The sequence below is a fragment of the Knoellia sinensis KCTC 19936 genome, assembly GCF_000768705.1.
Lineage (GTDB): Bacteria > Actinomycetota > Actinomycetes > Actinomycetales > Dermatophilaceae > Knoellia > Knoellia sinensis.
In genome coordinates, this window is the sequence record NZ_AVPJ01000013.1 from 14,020 (window position 1) to 31,198 (window position 17,179).

Below are 17,179 nucleotides of genomic sequence, written 5' to 3' on the forward strand. Positions count from 1 at the left end.
TCGCGTGACGATGCCAGATCCCGCCGGACCGGCCTGGTCGCTTCGAGAGGGCGAGGTCCCAGCGCCAGTAGAGGTTCACGAGGCGCTGTTGGAGACCGCGGACGGGCGGCGGATCACCCTTGTTGCGGCCAGCGAGGCAGCCTTGATGGCCACTGCCGCGCAGATCGACGCCTACGCCGGTCAACTGCAACCGTTGGAACCGGGCGAAGAGCCCGGGCGAGACCAACTTCCCGCGGTGGTCGAGCATGCCGCGCACCACATCGAGAAGTTGGTAGGGGGTCACGACTCCTACGACGTTATGACCATGCTGCGCCAGTACTTGGTGCCGCCCGACTTGGCTCTCTGGTCGGAGAGCGGCTCATCGCTGGGTGACTCCTGGGCTGCCGCCGAGGTGGTCGCGCTAGTTCTACTGGGCCTTGGCCTCCCCACACGCGACCCAGAAGTGGAGACCCCCACTGCCTCCATCGTGCCGGAACTGGCGACCAGCGGCGCGGCAGTCGTACAGCTCGCCGCAATCAATGGGATCACCCGCTACAGCCGAATGTCGGCAAGTGCGGACTCCTCCGGCGGATTGACGGCCATGGCATTCCGCCTTTCCAGCCACGAAACCTCCGTCCGCGGTCGCCAGTACCCAACCGTTGCAGCCCAGATCAACGACGCCGTGCTGCGCACCCCACAGACAGCCACCACCTTCCGGAACAGCCTCGGGTTTAGCTACGACGACGTCATAGCCGTGCGCCACGCACTCGTCGATCTCGTCGGCCGGGCGCACGAGCAGGCTTACGCCGCTCTCGCCCTTGCAGCGCAAGCTGGCGGCGCACCGGATGCGACTGCGCAGGCGGCAGTGGAAGCCTTGTTCCAGACCCCTTCCCAACTGCAACAGGTCACGGCACGTCAGGTCGCGGACCACGCCGGACTCGAGCCCGGACTGGTGGAGACGCTGCTTGACAGGTTCAGCGTCCGGCCCAACGGGGGCGCCCCGCTCGAGCTGGTCAGAGCGTTCGTCGATGGCCGCAACCCCATGGCCGGTACTGCCATGCTGTCGGCACCGGACCGGGGATACCTGCCGCTCCCCGGGGCCATCGCCCTGGACGAGATCCGACGCACCTGCGAGGCGCCGATCAAGGGCACCAGCGCGTGGACCCGGTACGGGCGCGCCCGGGATCGAGCGGTGGAGGCCTTGGTCGCCGACATCCTCACGGCCATGCTGGACGACCGGGCCGCAGTCCATCGCAATCTGCGCTATCGCGAAAGCCAAGCAGCCCACGATTTGTCAGCCACGTCTACCGCTCACGCGGTCGCTCCCATTACCGAGGTGGACTGCCTGCTGGTCCTCGATGGGGTCGCCTTGTGCGTCGAGGTGAAGGCCGGTGACCTGCGCCCGCGGACACGCCAAGGGGGCTTGGCCCAATTGCAGGGCGACCTGGAGAAGACCGTCAAGGCCGCCGCGAGCCAGGCCGACCGGCTGCGCCGACTGATCGTGGATCACGAAGGCCTTTGGCTCGAGGACGGCACTTGGCTCGACTTTGGAGACATTCAGGAGATCCACTCTCTGGTGGTGTGCTTGGACGACCTAGGTCCGCTGGCGCTGTGCACCGCCGAGCTCGTGCGTGCCGGCGTGCTCACGCAGACCCAGCTGCCTTGGGTGGTGAGCGTTCACGACTTGGTCGTGACCCAGCACGTCCTGAATCGGCCCGAACATTTCCTGAGTTACCTCCGCCGACGCACCAACCGCGACGCGGCGCTGTGGGTGACCGGCAGCGACGAGCTAGATCTGCTGATGTGGTTTCTCGCCGGTGGCTTCTACTTCGTCCCTGACCCGGACCGAATCCACGCCGAGCATCCCGGCTCCAAGCCACCCACGGCCCGAATGCGCAGGGAGTACTCCGAGCAGGGCCGCACCCAGGTCGGAACGTTTACTGACCCGTTGGACGCGTATTACTACTGGCTGGACGGCAGTTCGAGCCAGGAAGTGGCCTGCCCTCGCCGCGGCGACCCACCCCCGCTCTTCCACCGCCTCATCGACACCATGCGGCAGCAGGCGGCCCCGGGCTGGTGGCGAGTCGGCGCGGACCTAGACGGGTACTCCACCCAAGCTCAGGAGCAGATGGCTACGAATATCGAGACCACTCTGGAGAGCAGTCGTCGCGACGGCAAGTTCCACACCTTCACCACCGGCGGCACCGATGACACGGGCCGCTGGCTCTACATCTTCGCGACCGGACCGGTCACCCCCGAGAGCCGCGACCATCTTCGGCAGTACCTCGCTGCGAAGAAGCATCAGCAGCACGCTGACCGTGCCTTGGCGGTCCACCTGAATCCCGACGGGTCGCCCCGGCTCACCCTGTGGCTCGCCTACCCGCCCGAGAACGACCCAGAGCTCGACCGCCTCGCCCGCGCCATGCGCCTGATTCCACCTGACCGCGCCCCGGACAGCATCCCACCCAAAGCCAAGGCCAAGGCCAAGGCCGTCCGGAGGAAACGGCGACGGTAGGCCCCACGGAGTCCTTCGCTCGGGTCCTGACTTTCGCTCAACGGCGTTGCTCATTCACGGTTTGGGAGTCCGGGATGACAGACCCAGCGACTACCGCAAATGCCGCGATCCGATGGATCGTGCCGATGGGCGGTCCCTCACTCCAGAAGCGCGGCGGGCATGAGGCTCCGCGCGTCAAGCACCTCAAGGCCAAGTAGCCGCCCGTAATCATCTACATCGAGGTTCACCATCCACGGTTCTGAGCCGTCACCTACGGGGACTGTTTTGGCCACGCCGCCAGGCTGTATATCTGGGACGAAGTAGATGTAGGCGGCATCGGCTTCGGAGTCGTACGTGACTCGCAGGGGCTTGAGTGAGTCCTTCATGGCTCCATGCTCCACCACGTGGGCTCCGTCCGCTCATGCCGCTGCCGGGATCTGATGTGCAGGATCCGACACCGCCTGCGGCAGACTCGGCATTCGTGACGAGTGACCGAGCAATCCGACTTCGACGCACCGGCCAGCGCCGCACATGGCCGTGGTTTCGGACGCGCCCTGAGTATGAGCTGGTGATTAGCGTCGGGGACGCCGAGATCTATCGAGGCCTAACGATGGTGCCGTCAGCCGTTCTAGTCAGGAAGGGCGGGGTCCACAGCACCGACTCGTACGACTGGGTCCGCGCCGCCGATGAGGCCTACGAGCGGCACGACGGGACTTGGATATCGGACCCGTTTGGCGGCTGAGGCGTGAACTCGATGGCGAGCCGAACCTTCCGCTCATGCCGCAGAGTGCACATCAGGGTGCTGACGGCCGGGTGACTCAAGTTCGCGACACCCGGTAGAAACCACATCCCGCTTGTACCCTTCCCCCCATGGGGGACGCGGAAGTCGGGTTTTATGTCAACTGGTCCATCCTGCCCATCTTCCTGGTGTTCGCGCTCGGAGTCGCCTGGTACGCCACGAAGGTCTCTGGTAGCTGGACGCGCCCTTGGCTCGGCACGAAGCCGGTCTGGTGGTTCGTCGTTCTCTTCCTGCTTCCCCCGTTCAGCTACCTGTATCTCGCCGTGACCCTCTTCTCCAACCGGCACGCGCCGGAAGCCATCACTGGTCGACGCCCAGTTCGATGAAGGGCGCCGCTCCAGTCGCAGTCGATGACGGGTCCCGGACACACATCGGCATGGCGAAAGATGCTGCCGTGAACGAACGCTCATGCCGCAAATCGGGCCGATCCACGGCGGATAGTGCTGCGCTTCGGGGAGGATGTGCTCATGGGGCGTTTCGCTTTGAATGCGGCGACGATGCTGGTGGGCGGCGCCATCCTTGCCCTATCGGCTTGCGCCGCACCTTCTGCGGACAGTGCTTTGGTGCCGCCACCGGGTGCATCTGCTCCTGTCGTGCTCGACACGTACCTTCGAGCCCTCGTGGCTGGCGAGTGTGCCATCGCTCGCGCTGCTGCGGCACCCGCCTTCTCCTCCGAGAACGGCGACCTCTGTGGCGACGTGGAAGTTTCGGCGTTCTCCGTCCGTGAAGACGCAGCGACGCCCGGGCCGGATGAAGTCGTGTACTCAACCATCCTCACCACGGACGGAAGCAGCGACGGCACCATCGCGCGCGGGGAGACCCTTTGGTTTTACCAACTAGAGCACCGAGGCGGCGAGTGGAGGGTTGTGAGCGGTGGGTCAGGGCCGTAGGCCACACATCTCGCTATCAGCCGACGCTCTACCGGATCTGACACCGATCCTGCGGGAAGTCTCTACGTAGCCGCGTTGCGCGAGTCTCGATCACTGCGGTTGAGGCAGCCGAGGATCGAGATCTCGGCTTACCGCCAGGAGCGGTACCTCCAGCATTGGAACCTGCGGCGGGCACGGGATTGATAGGTGCTGTCCCGGCGCCGCCGAATCCTGATGTGGTTGTCATATTGGTAGGGTGCTTCCTATGCACTACTGCATGAGGTCGAATGTCTGAAGAGTCCAGAGCCCGTCTGGGCCACGAGCTGCGCCGCATACGCGAAGCGGAAGGGCTGTCAGGTATGTCCGTGGCAAAGGACTTGGGATGGTCTCAGTCCAAGGTGTCTCGGGTCGAGACTGGGCGCTTCGGGGCGTCATTGGCGGAGGTCGCCGACCTCTTGAACTTCTATGGAGTCCCGGAGGAGATCCGAGCCGAGCTCCTGGGCGCGGTTGCCCGGGCCGAAGGTCTCGAAGGTGCGTGGGTGGTCCGCGCCGGCGGCGCCCCTCGACGTCAGTCGAATGTTCAGGTCCTCGAGTCCCGGGTCCGGCAGATCCGCCAATACCAGGCACTGTGGATTCCAGGTCTCCTCCAGTCGCCCGCATATGCGGCCGCGGTAGCGCGCGCCGCCAAGCTCGGTTCAGTCGAGTCCTTCGTGTCCCGCCGTCTGGATCGCCAGCGGGCCGTCACGCAGGCGCGGGGTGTCAAGTACTCCGTCGTCCTCGAAGAGCAGGCCCTTCATCGCGCGCCGGGCCGGGAGCTGGACATCATGCCGGCGCAGATGGAACAGCTCGCCGACGCGATCGATGCCGGTTGGGTCGACGTCCGCATCCGGCGGACTTCCGACGCCGCAACGTTCTCGGTGTCCTCGTTCGTTCTCTACGACTTCCGGGAAGGTCCACCAGTAGTTCTGTATGAGGCCCAGGCCGCCGATCTGTACCTTTCGGCTCCAGACGACATTGCCAACCATGAGAAGCAGTTCCGCGCAGTCCAACGCGAAGCTCTCGACCGGGACGCGTCCCGTGCTCTGGTCGAGTCGATGCGGCGCAACAGGGCGTCGCTGCAAGGTTAGGAGAGAGATTAGATGGAACCAAACTGGCAGAGCGCCATCTGGCGCAAGAGCGTGTTCAGCGACACCGGCGCCTGCGTCGAAGTCGCTCACTCCGCTGGCCTGATCGGCGTGAGGGACACCAAGGCGAAAGGTGAGGGTCCCATCCTCGCCTTCACCGAGCCCGAGTGGCGTGCCTTCGTGGGCGGGGTCGTAGACGGTGAGTTCGACTTCGACAGGCTGTCCAAGTCCGGATGAGCCACGAGGTGACCAATCAGGAGCCGACGCCAGCTCGCACATCAAGCGGGCTGGGTCGGTTGCTGGCGTCCACTGGCGTATCCATCGCCGGTCAGGGCATGGTCATCGCGGCTGTGCCTCTTTTGGCCGCGTCCCTGACCCGCGAACCGCTGGGTGTGTCGATCGCGGTGGCCGCGACGTATGCCGCGTGGCTGGCGGTAGGCCTTCCGGCCGGTGCGCTGGTCGACCGTTGGCACCGTCGTCTCACCATGGTCGTCGCGGACCTGGTCCGAGTGGCCCTTTTAGGCTTCCTTGCCCTAGCGGTGTGGCTCGACGTTGCGTCCATCCCTCTACTGGTCGCTGTCGTCTTCCTCGTTGGAGTTGCTGGGTGCTTCTTTGATCCCGCAGCCCAAGCCGCAATCCCGACACTGGTGGGCCGTGACAATGACGCCCTTGCGCGTGCGAACAGCAAGGTGTGGTCCCTCGACATGCTTGGCCGCTCTCTCGTCGGACCGCCTTTGGGTGCTGCGCTGTTCGCCTCTGCTGCCGTCTTGCCCTTCGCGGCCAATGCTGGCACCTTCGCCCTATCGGCCATTCTTCTCACCGGGCTGAGACGCCTGGGTCGTCCGGCGGTTCCGCCAGATGGTCACCCGCGCTTGTATGCCTCTCTGGTCGAGGGCGTCGCATTCTTGACGCGTCACCGCGACTTGCGAGCGTTGACGATCGGGATGGGCGCGTTCAACCTCGTCTACAACCTGGCCTACGCCACGCTCGTGCTCTTTGCCCAGGACCGTCTCGGGATCTCGGACCGTGGATTTGGATTCCTTTTGGCGATGCTTGCGGTCGGTGGGCTCATCGGCGCCTGGCTCGCTCCGAGGCTTCGTAAGGCGCTCTCGTTCAGACAGCTGTATGCCGCGGGGCTGGGTGTGCAAGGTATCGCTTGGATCGTCGTGGTCATCTGGCAGAACACGGTGGTTGCTGGGACAGCCCTGGTGGCCGTCGGCATTGCCAGCATGCTTGTGACCGTGGTTGGCGCGGCCGCTCGCCAGAGCCTCACTCCCGACGAGCTGCTGGGCCGAGTCAGTTCCGGTACTCGAGTAGTCGGCATCGGGTCAGCGGCGATCGGGGCCGTGCTGGGTGGCCTCGCGGCCAATCTTGGCTCCCTCGCGACACCTTTCCTTCTCGCGTCGATCTTGGCCCTGAGCTGTGCCTGCGCCTTCCTCCTCGCGGACCGTCGTCTGGGTGACAGACAAAAGGGGGATCACCCCTCCAAGCCTGCTTAGGGGGCAAGATCCACCCCGGGTAGGGCAGGTTCTCCAACCGGTGCACGGGCCGCGAGCAGGTCGAGTAGTTCTTCGTTCTGGTCGCCAACCTACGGTCAGTCGGTCACGTGCCCTCCAAGCACGCCGAGCTGAGTCCCTGTGGAAAAACCCGCGGTCGGTTTCGCGATTTCGGCTTCGATGGCTCCATGGACGGCTTGGACGGGTCAGATGACCCCCGGTATGCCTGCCGACACCGGATCGCGGCGACGGATCTTGTGTCGCTTGCTCGTTGGCCCGGGTACCGGCCGGGGCTGACCGCCTCGCCGCCCTAGGGCAGCTGACATCAGAGGGCTTGACTCCCGTTATGCAGTAGTGCATGGTAAGGTTCTATGCAGTAGTGCATAAGGCACTACTCCGAAGGTTAGGAGAACCCAGTGGCACTCGCAGGAAGATTCCCCATCGCACACGACGTCGCCTTCCCCGGGGGCGCCTACCTCGTCAGCGAGGTGACCCCGGTCTACGACTTCGACAGGTCGACCAAGGACAACAAGGTCCAACAGGTCGACAAGGACAACGGCCTGCTGCTCTGGCAGATCGACGTCGTGGACCCTGACCCGAACGCGCCGCGGAAGCAAAAGACGGTCTCGGTCAAGTTCGCCGCCAAGGTTCAGCCGGTGCCACCGTCGAACGACGGCTCATCGCCCTTCACCCCGGTCGAGTTCGAAGGGCTCACGGCGCTGGCGTACATCCAGGAGAGCGGCGACTTCAGCAGCGTCGTCTACTCCTACAAGGCCAGCGGCATGAAGTCGCCCGGTCGACCGGCGAGCTCCCGGCCCGCCGGCGATGGCAAGGCGGCATAACCCATGCGACGCGTCGACATCGCGGCGTGGACGGACCTCCTCGGGGTCGGTGAGAAGGAGCTGCCTTGGGCGCTCAAGGCTCGCGTCCGTGTCGTCGAGGACACGCAGGCGGACGTCAACCGTCTGCGGCAGGGGCTTCGAGCCGCACCCGATGAGGAACTCGTCCTCATGCTCGAGGCCGCCTGCCGGTCGCTGGCCATGGCTGGTGAGCGGTTGGAGGAGCACGTCTCCGACTTGGCGAAGGCGTCGTGATGAGGGTCGGCACGCCACTCGAATGGGCGACCACTCTCGGGGTCGGTCCCGATGACCTGCCCGCGGCATCTCGTGTCGTCCTTCGTGGAGCGGTCGTCATCGATGAGGCGATCGTCAAGCTTCGGACGACCTTTCACGGATGTCCCGACCCGGAGCTCGAGAAGGGCCTGATCCAGCTGGAACACCAGATGGGTCGTTCGCTCGACCAGATCGAGGACCTCCACGCCGAAATCAGGAAGGAACTGGACTGATGCAGAACCACTCGAGGAACCAGATGTTCGACTCGGACGAGCCGCTTGCGTTGATCGTCGAGGGGGTGTTCCGCTCCCTGTGGTTCGCGGTGATCGCGAGCTTCAGCATGGTTCGGCTGGTGTTCCGAGCGCCGCTCCTGATGGTTGCGGCCGCGTCAAGTCTGGGTGCGATCTGGTTTTTCGGGTGGCGCTGGTCAGCCTTCACCTTGGCTGGATTTCTCGCTGGCGTTGTGATCTGGCGCTTCACCCATCGGGCGAGCTACATGAGTCTCCTTCAGCCGACCCTGAGCCAGACCTGGCGCGCGCCGCTCTACCGCCTGTGGTTCCCGCACGTCGCCCGCCGCTGCGGCCTCGTCGTACACGAACCGTCCCTGCCTTCAAGAGAAAGGAGGGATCTGGAAGCCGCTCGGCTCCTCAAGGTACGGGTACAGGGGACAGGAGCCGAGCGACTTCTCCTCCGGTTGCCAGTTGGGATGACGCCCGAGGATGTAGCGGTCCGCGCCCAGGCAGTGGGTCAGGCGTTCGGTGTCGCGGAGACTCGCACGTTGGCCTCGCGACCGGGTCGCGTCTGGCTCGAGTTCCGCCGTCGCGACGTCCTCAAGATGACGGTCCGCCCTGTCGCTCAGGACGTGCCCGACCTTGCGGCCCTCACGCTGGGTCTTCGCGATGACGGCCGGCCGTGGCATCTGCGACTGCAGGGAACGCACGTGCTGATCGCTGGGGCAACCGGTGCCGGCAAGGGCTCGGTGCTCTGGTCGATGGTCGCCGGTCTCGCTAAGGCAATCGAAGGTCGATGGGTCGAGGTCTGGGCACTTGACCCGAAGGGTGGCATGGAACTCGGACTGGGGCGGGCAGCGTTCTCCCGCTTCGAAGGTGGGTCAGCCGAGGCAATGTGCGACTTGCTCGAAGAGCTGGTCGAGCTGAAGACACGCAGGAGCATGGCGCTGTCCACACACGGCATACGGACTCACGTTCCTCACGCCGAGAGCCCACACATCGTCATGGTCATCGACGAGCTGGCAACGCTGACGGCCTTCGCGGAGAGGAGCGTCGTCCGTCGAGTGGAACAAGCACTCGGTGTGCTCCTCACGCAGGGGCGAGCAGTAGGCATCAGCGTCGTTGCGGCAGTTCAGGATCCAGGCAAGGACGTCGTCACTTGGCGCGATCTCTTCCCGGCCCGCGTGGCCATGCGGCTGGACAACCCGATCCAAGTCGACATGGTCCTGGGCGACGGCGCACGCGAGCGGGGAGCGCTTGCCGACCAGATTTCCGAACTTCAAGCGGGAGTGGCCTACGTGCGCGTTGAAGGCACCCGCGAGATCAGCCGGGTTCGTGCGGCCTATCTGAGTGACGAGGACGTTCGCTCCTTGGCCGACGGGATCGAGGCTTCTCGAACAGCCCAGCCGCAACCCGAGGAGGCGGCGTGAGCCGGCGTCGGAAGGTGGGTGACGCTGCTTCGCAGCGGATCTACGGTGAGTTCGCCGACGGCATCCGGTTCCGGAATCCTGAGCTGCGCCGCCGGCTCCTGGGAATCCTGTGGCGCCTGCGCGGATCGTGCGTCCAGCATGACGTCCGCCTCTGGTTCACCGAGCGAACCAAGCCGAGTCACCGCGTTCTCGCCATGTGCCGTGGCTGCCCGGTCCGTGGTCTATGTCTCGCGTCGTCCATCGCGTACGCCGAGGAGTTCGGGGTGTGGGGTGGGTACACAGCGCCGCAAAGGGAGGCCATGATCCTCACCGCTCGGCAAGGAGTCCCCGTGGACCACATCGTCACCAGCGTGCTCAGCCACGAGGAGGACCGACGTGCTGCCGCAAGCTGACGTTCCTGTCGAGGCTGTGCGAGAGCTTGCCGCCAAGGAGGGTGTCTGCACTCGACCGCTCTTTCGTCGGGTCGTCGACACGGCCACGGGTGAGGTGGCGACCGTGTCGTTGCCCTGCCAGTCCACACGCGACAGCCAATGCCCTTCTTGTGCCAAGCGAGCCCGCGCACTTCGCGTCCAGCAGTGCTCGGCGGGGTGGCACCTTGAGCAAGAGCCGGAGATCGCGCCAGCCTCGTCGGACGACGAGGACGACCAAGACGACGATGGAGAGTCCGACACCGCAGCCGACGAGCGCGCGACCCGGTCGACCCGCCGCCGCGACGACGTCCCGGATCTGCCGCGCGTACCTCAAGAGGACAGGACCCTCGGGCGCGTCTTCGAAGGGAATGACGGCAAGGTCTACCGGCCCTCGATGTTCATCACCCTGACTCTGCCGGGCTACGGCCGGATCCTCCCGGGCAAGGGATTCCCTTCCGACCCGACCAGGTACGACTACCGCCGCGCTGCGCTTGATGCCCTGCACTTCTCGAAGCTCCTCGATCGGTGGTTCCAGAACCTGCGGAGGTGCGCGGGCTACAAGGTGCAGTACTTCGGGGCTGTCGAAGCTCAGCGCCGACTTGCTCCGCACTTCCACGTTGCCACCCGGGGTGCAATCCCGCGCAAGGTCATCAAGGACGTGACGAAGGCGACCTACGTGAGCATCTGGTGGCCAGCCATGGACGAGCCCAAGTACGTCGCAGAGCTCCCGTGCTGGGACGGCATGGACTACCTCGACCCGCACACCGGGATTCCGTTGAAGACCTGGGGCGCAGCGATGGAAGAGCTGGAACGCGACCCAGATGCCCGACCGGCCCACATCGTTCGCTTCGGGAAGCAGGTCGACGCCAAAGGCCTCATCGCCGGGACTCCCGACACCGACCGCACCGTTCGCTACCTCACCAAGTACCTCACCAAGGCACTCGCCGAGACGTATGCCAACGACGACCACGTCGAACACGCCTACGACGTGCACATGGACCGCCTCTGGAATGAGGTGCGGTTTCTTCCGTGCTCGCGTGACTGCGCGAACTGGCTCCGCTACGGCATCCAGCCCCGAACGGTCGGGCCAGGCCTCGAGCCGGGCTGGTGCCCGTCAAAAGCACATTCGCGTGAGCACCTCGGTCTCGGTGGCCGCGGTGTCCTTGTGTCACGGGGCTGGTCGGGGAAGACGCTCGCCGGTCACCGAGCGGATCGGTCCGAGGTCGTCCGACAGGCGCTCAAGGAAGCTGGGATGGAGATGGCTACAGCCGACCGCATGGCAGCGCAGGTGGTCGACGAGAACGGGAACGCCCGGTTCGAATGGGCTGCGGTCATCCCGGGGACAGGCACCAAGGCGCATCTGCTCATGGCCACGATCCTCGAACGTCGTCGTTGGCGGGAGGACTACGAGCGAGCTAGAGCCCTTCGAGTGGCCAAAGGTCCCCCTGTGGACAACTCATTCGGCAATTCAGCGAGCCAGAGGAGGTGAGGGAGATGGAGAGGATCTACACGTTGGACGAAGCCGCCAAGGTGATGGGCACGACCACGAGCTTCCCTCGCCGGCTCGTTGCACAGCGGCGAATCCGGTTCGTGGAGGACGGACTGCTCGTGTGCATCCCGGAGTCGGCGATCGACGAGTTCCTCGACGAGAGGTCAGAGTCAGAAAGGAGGCAGACATGAGTGACGTGGTGCTAAAGCGACGTTGGCACACGGTGGCCGAGGTTGCCGAGATGCTGGGCTACGGCGAAACCAAGGTCCGGATGGCCATCATTGCCGGCGACCTGAAGTCCGTGAAGGACGGCAAGCTGCGCCGGATCCTCCCCGAGTGGGTGGATGAGTACGTGGCCCTGAAGGTCGCCGAGTCCGAGCAGGAGCTCTGATGGCCAAGCGAGGCAACGGGGAAGGCTCGATCTACCCCTACCGGAATGGGTTCGCGGCCCACGTTTGGATCACCACGCCGGAGGGCCGGCGGGTACGCCGAGTCGTCTACGGGAAGACCCGTGAGATCGTGCGTGAGAAGTTCCTGGCCCTCCACGAGCAGGCGCGTCGTGGCCCGGTCGCGACGAGGACCCCTACACTGAGGGAGTTCGCCGAAGGCTGGCTCCGGGACGTCGTCAAGCCCAACCTCGCTCCCACCACGAGTTCCAACTACGCCTTGTTCTTGAGGCACTACATCGAGCCGGACCTTGGCACGAAGCGCATAGACCGGCTCAGTGTCCGCGATGTTCGGACGTGGCTCAACGCGCTCAAGGAACGGTGCCAGTGCTGCGCGCAAGGCAAGGACGCCGCCCGGGAGAAGCCCAGATGCTGCGCCATTGGGAAGTGCTGCGAGCAGCGTGCCTCTGAGTGGACCCGCCACCAGGCTTGGACCGTGCTGCGCAGCATTCTCAGCGAGGCGATGCGCGACGAGCTGGTGGCGAGAAACGTCGCAGCCCTTGTGAAGGTGCCCTTGCCTCGTCCCCGGAAGCGGAAGTACTGGACTGTCGAGGAAGCCCGCCAGTTCCTGGAGTCGGCCAAGTCGAACGACGACCCGCTTTTCGCCGGCTACGTCCTCATGCTCGTGCTGGGCCTGCGCCGCGGTGAGCTGCTCGGCCTCAAGTGGGAGGACCTCGACGTCAAGGCAGGAGAGGCCCGGATCGGCTGGCAGCTTCAGCGCATCGACGGCGAACTGGTCCGTCGTCAGACTAAGACCCACTCGTCGGACGCGCCCCTCCCCCTGCCTGACATCTGCGTGCAGGCACTCAAGGATCGTCGCCTCACCGAGAACAAGCTCCGTCTCGCCGCGGGGGAGGCGTGGGCCGGCACTGGTCTCATGTTGACGACACGACTCGGCGACCCGCTCGATCCACGCAACTTCCAGCGAGCCTTCCGCTCCAGCGTGCGGCGCGCGGGTGTGCCGATCATCCCTGTGCATTCGACCAGACGAACCTGCGCGAGCCTGCTCGTGGCGCTCGACGTGCACCCGCGCGTGGCGATGGCCATTCTTCGGCACAGCAAGATCGCGGTGACGATGGACATCTACTCCCAAGTGTCCGCAGCCTCGACCCGGGAGGCCCTGAAGCGGCTCGGGGAGGCGTTCCAATGAACCGCGTTGCCGTACTTTGCTGGAATCAGGGGACGAAAGAGGCCCTCCCCGGATTCCGGAAAGGGCCTCTGACCTGTGGTGGAGCCAAGGGGACTCGAACCCCTAACCCCCTGCTTGCAAAGCAGGTGCGCTACCAATTGCGCCATGGCCCCGAGGCGGTGACGAGCACCGCCAGGGTGATTCAGTTCTTGGTCTCGACCGAACCCGAACCCGAGTCGGTGGCCTCGGCCCAGAGCCGCTGGTCAGCGCCCTGCGCGTCGAGCTTCTTCTTGACCACGCCTGCCGTCAGCGCGGTCAGGACGAGGAAGAGGACCTTCTTCACGGGTGCACCACCTGGTGGGTCGAGGATCGGATGGTGGGCCTAAGAGGACTTGAACCTCTGGCCTCTTCCTTATCAGGGAAGCGCTCTAACCGTCTGAGCTATAGGCCCGTCGCCAATCCGGCGGCGCCACCGGGGTGGCGCGAGAAACGAGGTTACCTCACCCTCCGTCTCCCCTCCAAAACGGTATGCCGGCCGCTCTGGGCGAGCGGCCGGCATACCGGCTGTGGGTGGAGACTTCACCCCGAGAACTCGGGCTTCGCGCGGCCAAGGAAGCCTTGCGAAGTGCGACAAACCCACTTGCGGCGGGAAAGTCGGGGGGTGGTGCGTCAGTCGTCGGTGAGGGTCAGCTGGAGGCCGCCGACGAGGCTGCTCGACACGTTGTAGAGGAACGCCGCGAGGGTCGCGAGCGCCGTCATGAGGATGACGTCGATGACGCCGACGACGATCGCGAGGGAGATGACCCGGCCGAAGCCGAGGAAGTCCATGATGTCGAAGGTGTTCTCGCCGTCCTGGATGATCTGGCCGACGAGGCCGTTGACCTGCTCGAAGACACCCATGCCGGCGAGGATCGTCCACAGCACCGCCACCATGACGACGCCGGCGATGCCGAGGGCCACGGAGAGCAGGAACGACATCTTCATCGCCGACCACGGGTCGACGCGGGAGACCGTGAGGCGGACCCGGCGACCGGTGCCGCGAGCGGCAGGAGCAGGTCCCTGAGGTGCCGTGGCCGGGTTGCTCGAGCCGTTGGGTGCAGCGTCGGCCGGAACGTTCGCGCCGGAGTCGGGACGGGACAGGGAGCGGGTGGGTTCAGACGAGGAACCCGACACCGATCGCATCGAGGTTCCTGCGTGGTCTGCCGTGCTCACTCGTCGCCTCCGTCACCCTCTGCATTGCGCTCAGCGCCGTCCTTGTCCTCCGACGGTACGCCATCGGCCGCGCTGGGGTCACTCTCGACGCCTGCGGGCTGAGACGTGTCGGCTCCGGCCTCACCGCTGGACGGTGCCTCCGTGACCACCTCGTCGAGGGGTGTTCCGTCGACCGGGGAGACACCCTCGGCGTCGGCCTCGGCGACCTCTTCCTCGACGGCCTTCTCGGCGTTGCGGGCGACACCGACGATCGGGTCGTTCTTGCCGGGCTTGGCGAACCAGACGCCGGCGGTGTTGCGGCCGGTGAGCCGGACCTCGTCGACACGCGATCGCACGATGTTGCCGCGCTCGAAGACGACCATGACCTCGTCGTCCTCGCTCACGGTGAGGGCACCGACGAGGTCGCCGCCCTTGTCGGTGAGCTTGGCGACGGTGACACCGAGGATGGCGCGACCCTTGACGTTCCACTGCGACGCCTTGGAGCGCTTGGCCAGGCCGGACTCGAAGACGACGAACACGTCAGGGTCGGTGCCCTGCTCGATGACGGACATCGACAGGAGCTTGTCGTCGCCGCGGAACTTCATGCCGGTGACACCGGACGTCGAGCGACCCATCGGGCGCAGCGTCGCGTCGTCGGCGTGGAAGCGCACCGACTGGCCCTTCTTGGAGACGAGGAGCAGGTCGTCGGACGAGGACGTGAGTCCGGCGCCGACGAGCTCATCCTCGTCGCGCAGGTTCACGGCGATGAGGCCGCCGCTGCGCGGGGAGTCGTACTCGCTGAGGCGGGTCTTCTTGACGAGGCCGTTCTTCGTCGCGAGGACGAGGTAGGGCGAGATCTCGTAGTTGCGCAGGGCCAGCACCTGGGCGATGTGCTCGTCGGGCTGGAACGCCATGATGTTGGCGACATGCTGCCCCTTGGAGTCACGGCCGGCGTCGGGCAGCTCGTAGGCCTTGGCGCGGTAGACCCGGCCGAGGTTGGTGAAGAAGAGCAGCCAGTGGTGCGACGTCGTCGTGAAGAAGTGCGCCACGACGTCCTCGCCGCGCAGCTGGGCACCCTTGACGCCCTTGCCGCCGCGCTTCTGCGAACGGTAGGCGTCGACCTTGGTGCGCTTGGCGTAGCCGCCCCGGGTGATCGTGACGACCACGTCCTCCTCCGGGATGAGGTCCTCCATCGACATGTCGCCGTCGAAGCCGTGGATCGTCGTGCGGCGCTCGTCGCCGTACTTCTCCACGATCCCCGCGAGCTCCTCGGACACGATCGTCCGCTGGCGCTCGGGCTTGGCGAGGATGTCCTGGTAGTCCTCGATCTCACGCTGGATCGCGTCGTGCTCGTCGATGATCTTCTGGCGCTCGAGGGCGGCCAGGCGACGGAGCTGGAGCTCGAGGATGGCGCGGGCCTGGATCTCGTCGATCTCGAGGAGCTCGATGAGTCCGTCGCGGGCGGCCTCGGCGGTCGGCGAGCGACGGATGAGGGCAATGACCTCATCGAGCATGTCGAGCGCCTTGAGATAGCCGCGCAGGATGTGGATCCGGTCCTCGGCCTCCTGGAGGAGGTAGGCCGTGCGCCGCTGGATGACGTCGATCTGGTGGTCGACCCAGTGGCGGATGAACGCGTCGATCGGCAGGGTGCGCGGCACCCCGTCGACGAGGGCGAGCATGTTGGCGCCGAAGTTCGTCTGGAGCTGGGTGTGCTTGTAGAGGTTGTTGAGCACGACCTTGGCGACGGCGTCGCGCTTGAGCACGATGACGAGGCGCTGCCCGGTGCGGCCGGACGTCTCGTCGCGGATGTCGGCGATGCCCTGGAGTCGACCCTCCTTGACGTGCTCGGCGATCTTCTGCGCGAGGGAGTCGGGGTTGACCTGGTAGGGGAGCTCGGAGACGACGAGGCACTGACGCCCCTGGATCTCCTCGACCTCGACGATGGCCCGCATGATGACCGAGCCGCGGCCGGTGCGGTAGGCGTCCTCGATGCCCTTGCGACCCATGATGAGCGCGCCGGTCGGGAAGTCCGGGCCGGTGATGCGCGCCATGACGGCCTCGAGGGCCTCGTCACGCGACGCCTCCGGGTGGTCGAGCATCCACTGGGCCGCGGCGGCGACCTCACGCAGGTTGTGCGGCGGGATCTGCGTGGCCATGCCGACGGCGATGCCGGAGGAGCCGTTGACGAGCAGGTTGGGGAAGCGCGCCGGCAGCACCGTCGGCTCGAGCGTCTTGCCGTCGTAGTTCGGGGCGAAGTCGACCGTCTTCTTGTCGATGTCGCGCACGAGCTCCATCGACAGCGGCGCCATGCGGCACTCGGTGTATCGCGGGGCAGCGGCCGGGTCGTCACCGGGGCTGCCGAAGTTGCCCTGCCCCTGCACCAGCGGGTAGCGCAGCGACCAGTCCTGCACGAGGCGCACCAACGCGTCATAGATCGCGCTGTCACCGTGCGGGTGGTACTGACCCATGACGTCACCGACGACACGGCTGCACTTGTTGAACCCGCGGTCGGGCCGGTAGCCGCCGTCGTACATCGCGTAGATGACGCGGCGGTGCACCGGCTTCATGCCATCACGCACATCCGGCAGCGCACGACTCACGATGACGCTCATGGCGTACTCGATGTAGCTGCGCTGCATCTCGGTGTTGAGGTCCACCGGCTCCGTGCGGTCACTCTCGCCCGGGCTCCGGTCGTGCATCACCGACCCCTGCTCGCCAGTGTCCTCAGCGTCCAGGTCGTTCTCGGTGCCGTCGATGTCGTCAGCCATGAGTTTCCTTGTCCTTCAGTGCAATTCAAGCGACGTATGCCGCAAAGTTCAGTTCGAGCGAAAGGCGAGTCACGCTGTGGCCCGGGAGTCGAGCAGCGTGCGTTTCGAACGCAACCACGCTGGGAAGGTGCCGTTCCGTGGAGCAGATCAACGTCTTGTTCGCCGCTGGCTGGGCCTGGCGGGAGCCGCGAGCGCGCTCAGCGCGCGAGCGGC

19 protein-coding genes and 2 tRNA genes are annotated in these 17,179 nt (G+C 65.8%); 15 read left to right on the plus strand and 6 right to left on the minus strand.

Annotation, left to right across the window (positions count from 1 at the left end):
- Window positions 1-88: 88 nt before the first annotated feature.
- Window positions 89-2,494 carry a hypothetical protein gene (locus N802_RS14700; RefSeq protein ID WP_169743442.1) on the plus strand — a complete coding sequence of 802 codons (2,406 nt, stop codon included), beginning with the start codon at window positions 89-91 and terminating at the stop codon, window positions 2,492-2,494.
- A gap of 137 nt (window positions 2,495-2,631) precedes the next feature.
- Here the strand turns inward: N802_RS14700 and N802_RS14705 are convergent, their stop codons facing one another.
- Entirely contained in the window at window positions 2,632-2,859 is a 228-nt protein-coding gene (locus N802_RS14705) for a DUF2283 domain-containing protein (RefSeq protein ID WP_035917822.1), read from the minus strand.
- Window positions 2,860-3,343: 484 nt separating this feature from the next.
- Here N802_RS14705 and N802_RS14710 point away from each other — a divergent pair, with 484 nt between their 5' ends.
- The 14 genes from N802_RS14710 (at window position 3,344) to N802_RS14780 (ending at window position 13,028) form a co-directional block, all read left to right on the plus strand.
- Window positions 3,344-3,598, plus strand: coding sequence for a hypothetical protein (locus N802_RS14710; RefSeq protein ID WP_035917731.1), 255 nt, complete (start codon window positions 3,344-3,346; stop codon window positions 3,596-3,598).
- Between the two features lie 267 nt (window positions 3,599-3,865).
- On the plus strand, window positions 3,866-4,162 hold the full coding sequence (locus N802_RS14715; protein ID WP_035917733.1) for a hypothetical protein: 297 nt from the start codon (window positions 3,866-3,868) through the stop codon (window positions 4,160-4,162).
- Window positions 4,163-4,428: 266 nt separating this feature from the next.
- Entirely contained in the window at window positions 4,429-5,268 is an 840-nt protein-coding gene (locus N802_RS14720; protein WP_084072252.1) for a helix-turn-helix domain-containing protein, read from the plus strand.
- A 12-nt stretch (window positions 5,269-5,280) separates the two neighbouring features.
- Window positions 5,281-5,502: a DUF397 domain-containing protein gene (locus N802_RS14725; protein WP_035917738.1), complete on the plus strand. Its 222-nt coding sequence runs from the start codon at window positions 5,281-5,283 to the stop codon at window positions 5,500-5,502.
- 8 nt (window positions 5,503-5,510) lie between these two features.
- On the plus strand, window positions 5,511-6,764 hold the full coding sequence (locus N802_RS14730) for an MFS transporter (RefSeq protein WP_169743443.1): 1,254 nt from the start codon (window positions 5,511-5,513) through the stop codon (window positions 6,762-6,764).
- Between the two features lie 413 nt (window positions 6,765-7,177).
- Complete coding sequence (locus N802_RS14740) at window positions 7,178-7,603, plus strand: hypothetical protein (RefSeq protein ID WP_035917742.1); 426 nt, start codon at window positions 7,178-7,180, stop codon at window positions 7,601-7,603.
- A 3-nt stretch (window positions 7,604-7,606) separates the two neighbouring features.
- Complete coding sequence (locus N802_RS14745) at window positions 7,607-7,855, plus strand: hypothetical protein (RefSeq protein WP_035917744.1); 249 nt, start codon at window positions 7,607-7,609, stop codon at window positions 7,853-7,855.
- On the plus strand, window positions 7,855-8,106 hold the full coding sequence (locus tag N802_RS20305) for a hypothetical protein (protein WP_035917745.1): 252 nt from the start codon (window positions 7,855-7,857) through the stop codon (window positions 8,104-8,106). Before N802_RS14745 ends, N802_RS20305 begins: the two co-directional genes overlap by 1 nt.
- A complete protein-coding gene (locus N802_RS14755; protein WP_052109994.1) occupies window positions 8,106-9,533 on the plus strand; it encodes an FtsK/SpoIIIE domain-containing protein in 1,428 nt (475 codons plus the stop codon). Before N802_RS20305 ends, N802_RS14755 begins: the two co-directional genes overlap by 1 nt.
- Window positions 9,530-9,925, plus strand: a complete 396-nt coding sequence (locus N802_RS19615; protein ID WP_052109995.1) for a WhiB family transcriptional regulator — start codon at window positions 9,530-9,532, stop codon at window positions 9,923-9,925. The genes N802_RS14755 and N802_RS19615 overlap by 4 nt, the downstream gene beginning before the upstream one ends.
- On the plus strand, window positions 9,909-11,432 hold the full coding sequence (locus N802_RS14765; RefSeq protein WP_245613953.1) for a replication initiator: 1,524 nt from the start codon (window positions 9,909-9,911) through the stop codon (window positions 11,430-11,432). Before N802_RS19615 ends, N802_RS14765 begins: the two co-directional genes overlap by 17 nt.
- Before the next feature lie 5 nt (window positions 11,433-11,437).
- Window positions 11,438-11,623, plus strand: a complete 186-nt coding sequence (locus tag N802_RS14770; RefSeq protein ID WP_035917827.1) for an excisionase family DNA-binding protein — start codon at window positions 11,438-11,440, stop codon at window positions 11,621-11,623.
- Window positions 11,620-11,823: an excisionase family DNA-binding protein gene (locus tag N802_RS14775; RefSeq protein ID WP_035917747.1), complete on the plus strand. Its 204-nt coding sequence runs from the start codon at window positions 11,620-11,622 to the stop codon at window positions 11,821-11,823. Before N802_RS14770 ends, N802_RS14775 begins: the two co-directional genes overlap by 4 nt.
- Complete coding sequence (locus N802_RS14780) at window positions 11,823-13,028, plus strand: tyrosine-type recombinase/integrase (RefSeq protein ID WP_035917749.1); 1,206 nt, start codon at window positions 11,823-11,825, stop codon at window positions 13,026-13,028. Before N802_RS14775 ends, N802_RS14780 begins: the two co-directional genes overlap by 1 nt.
- 76 nt (window positions 13,029-13,104) lie before the next feature.
- Here the strand turns inward: N802_RS14780 and N802_RS14785 are convergent.
- From N802_RS14785 to gyrA, 5 genes are all read right to left on the minus strand, one after another.
- Window positions 13,105-13,180: transfer RNA gene (locus tag N802_RS14785), tRNA-Ala, on the minus strand.
- Window positions 13,181-13,209: 29 nt separating this feature from the next.
- Window positions 13,210-13,350 (minus strand): DLW-39 family protein, encoded by a 141-nt coding sequence (locus N802_RS20310; protein WP_156971435.1) that lies wholly within the window; start codon window positions 13,348-13,350, stop codon window positions 13,210-13,212.
- Window positions 13,351-13,381: 31 nt separating this feature from the next.
- A tRNA-Ile gene (locus N802_RS14790) sits at window positions 13,382-13,458 on the minus strand.
- A 218-nt stretch (window positions 13,459-13,676) separates the two neighbouring features.
- Window positions 13,677-14,219, minus strand: a complete 543-nt coding sequence (locus tag N802_RS14795; RefSeq protein ID WP_035917750.1) for a DUF3566 domain-containing protein — start codon at window positions 14,217-14,219, stop codon at window positions 13,677-13,679.
- Window positions 14,216-16,966 (minus strand): DNA gyrase subunit A, encoded by a 2,751-nt coding sequence (gyrA, locus tag N802_RS14800; RefSeq protein ID WP_052109996.1) that lies wholly within the window; start codon window positions 16,964-16,966, stop codon window positions 14,216-14,218. The genes N802_RS14795 and gyrA overlap by 4 nt, the downstream gene beginning before the upstream one ends.
- Window positions 16,967-17,179: the final 213 nt, after the last annotated feature.

Excerpts from the sequence above, each read along its gene's own strand:
- N802_RS14745 (WP_035917744.1), top strand. The coding sequence starts at position 7,607 with ATGCGACGCGTCGACATCGCGGCGTGGACGGACCTCCTCGGGGTCGGT.
- N802_RS14705 (WP_035917822.1), bottom strand. The coding sequence starts at position 2,859 with ATGAAGGACTCACTCAAGCCCCTGCGAGTCACGTACGACTCCGAAGCC.
- N802_RS14770 (WP_035917827.1), top strand. The coding sequence starts at position 11,438 with ATGGAGAGGATCTACACGTTGGACGAAGCCGCCAAGGTGATGGGCACG.
- N802_RS14725 (WP_035917738.1), top strand. The coding sequence starts at position 5,281 with ATGGAACCAAACTGGCAGAGCGCCATCTGGCGCAAGAGCGTGTTCAGC.
- N802_RS14720 (WP_084072252.1), top strand. The coding sequence starts at position 4,429 with ATGTCTGAAGAGTCCAGAGCCCGTCTGGGCCACGAGCTGCGCCGCATA.
- gyrA (WP_052109996.1), bottom strand. The coding sequence starts at position 16,966 with ATGGCTGACGACATCGACGGCACCGAGAACGACCTGGACGCTGAGGAC.
- N802_RS14710 (WP_035917731.1), top strand. The coding sequence starts at position 3,344 with ATGGGGGACGCGGAAGTCGGGTTTTATGTCAACTGGTCCATCCTGCCC.
- N802_RS14780 (WP_035917749.1), top strand. The coding sequence starts at position 11,823 with ATGGCCAAGCGAGGCAACGGGGAAGGCTCGATCTACCCCTACCGGAAT.
- N802_RS14755 (WP_052109994.1), top strand. The coding sequence starts at position 8,106 with ATGCAGAACCACTCGAGGAACCAGATGTTCGACTCGGACGAGCCGCTT.
- N802_RS20305 (WP_035917745.1), top strand. The coding sequence starts at position 7,855 with ATGAGGGTCGGCACGCCACTCGAATGGGCGACCACTCTCGGGGTCGGT.
- N802_RS14775 (WP_035917747.1), top strand. The coding sequence starts at position 11,620 with ATGAGTGACGTGGTGCTAAAGCGACGTTGGCACACGGTGGCCGAGGTT.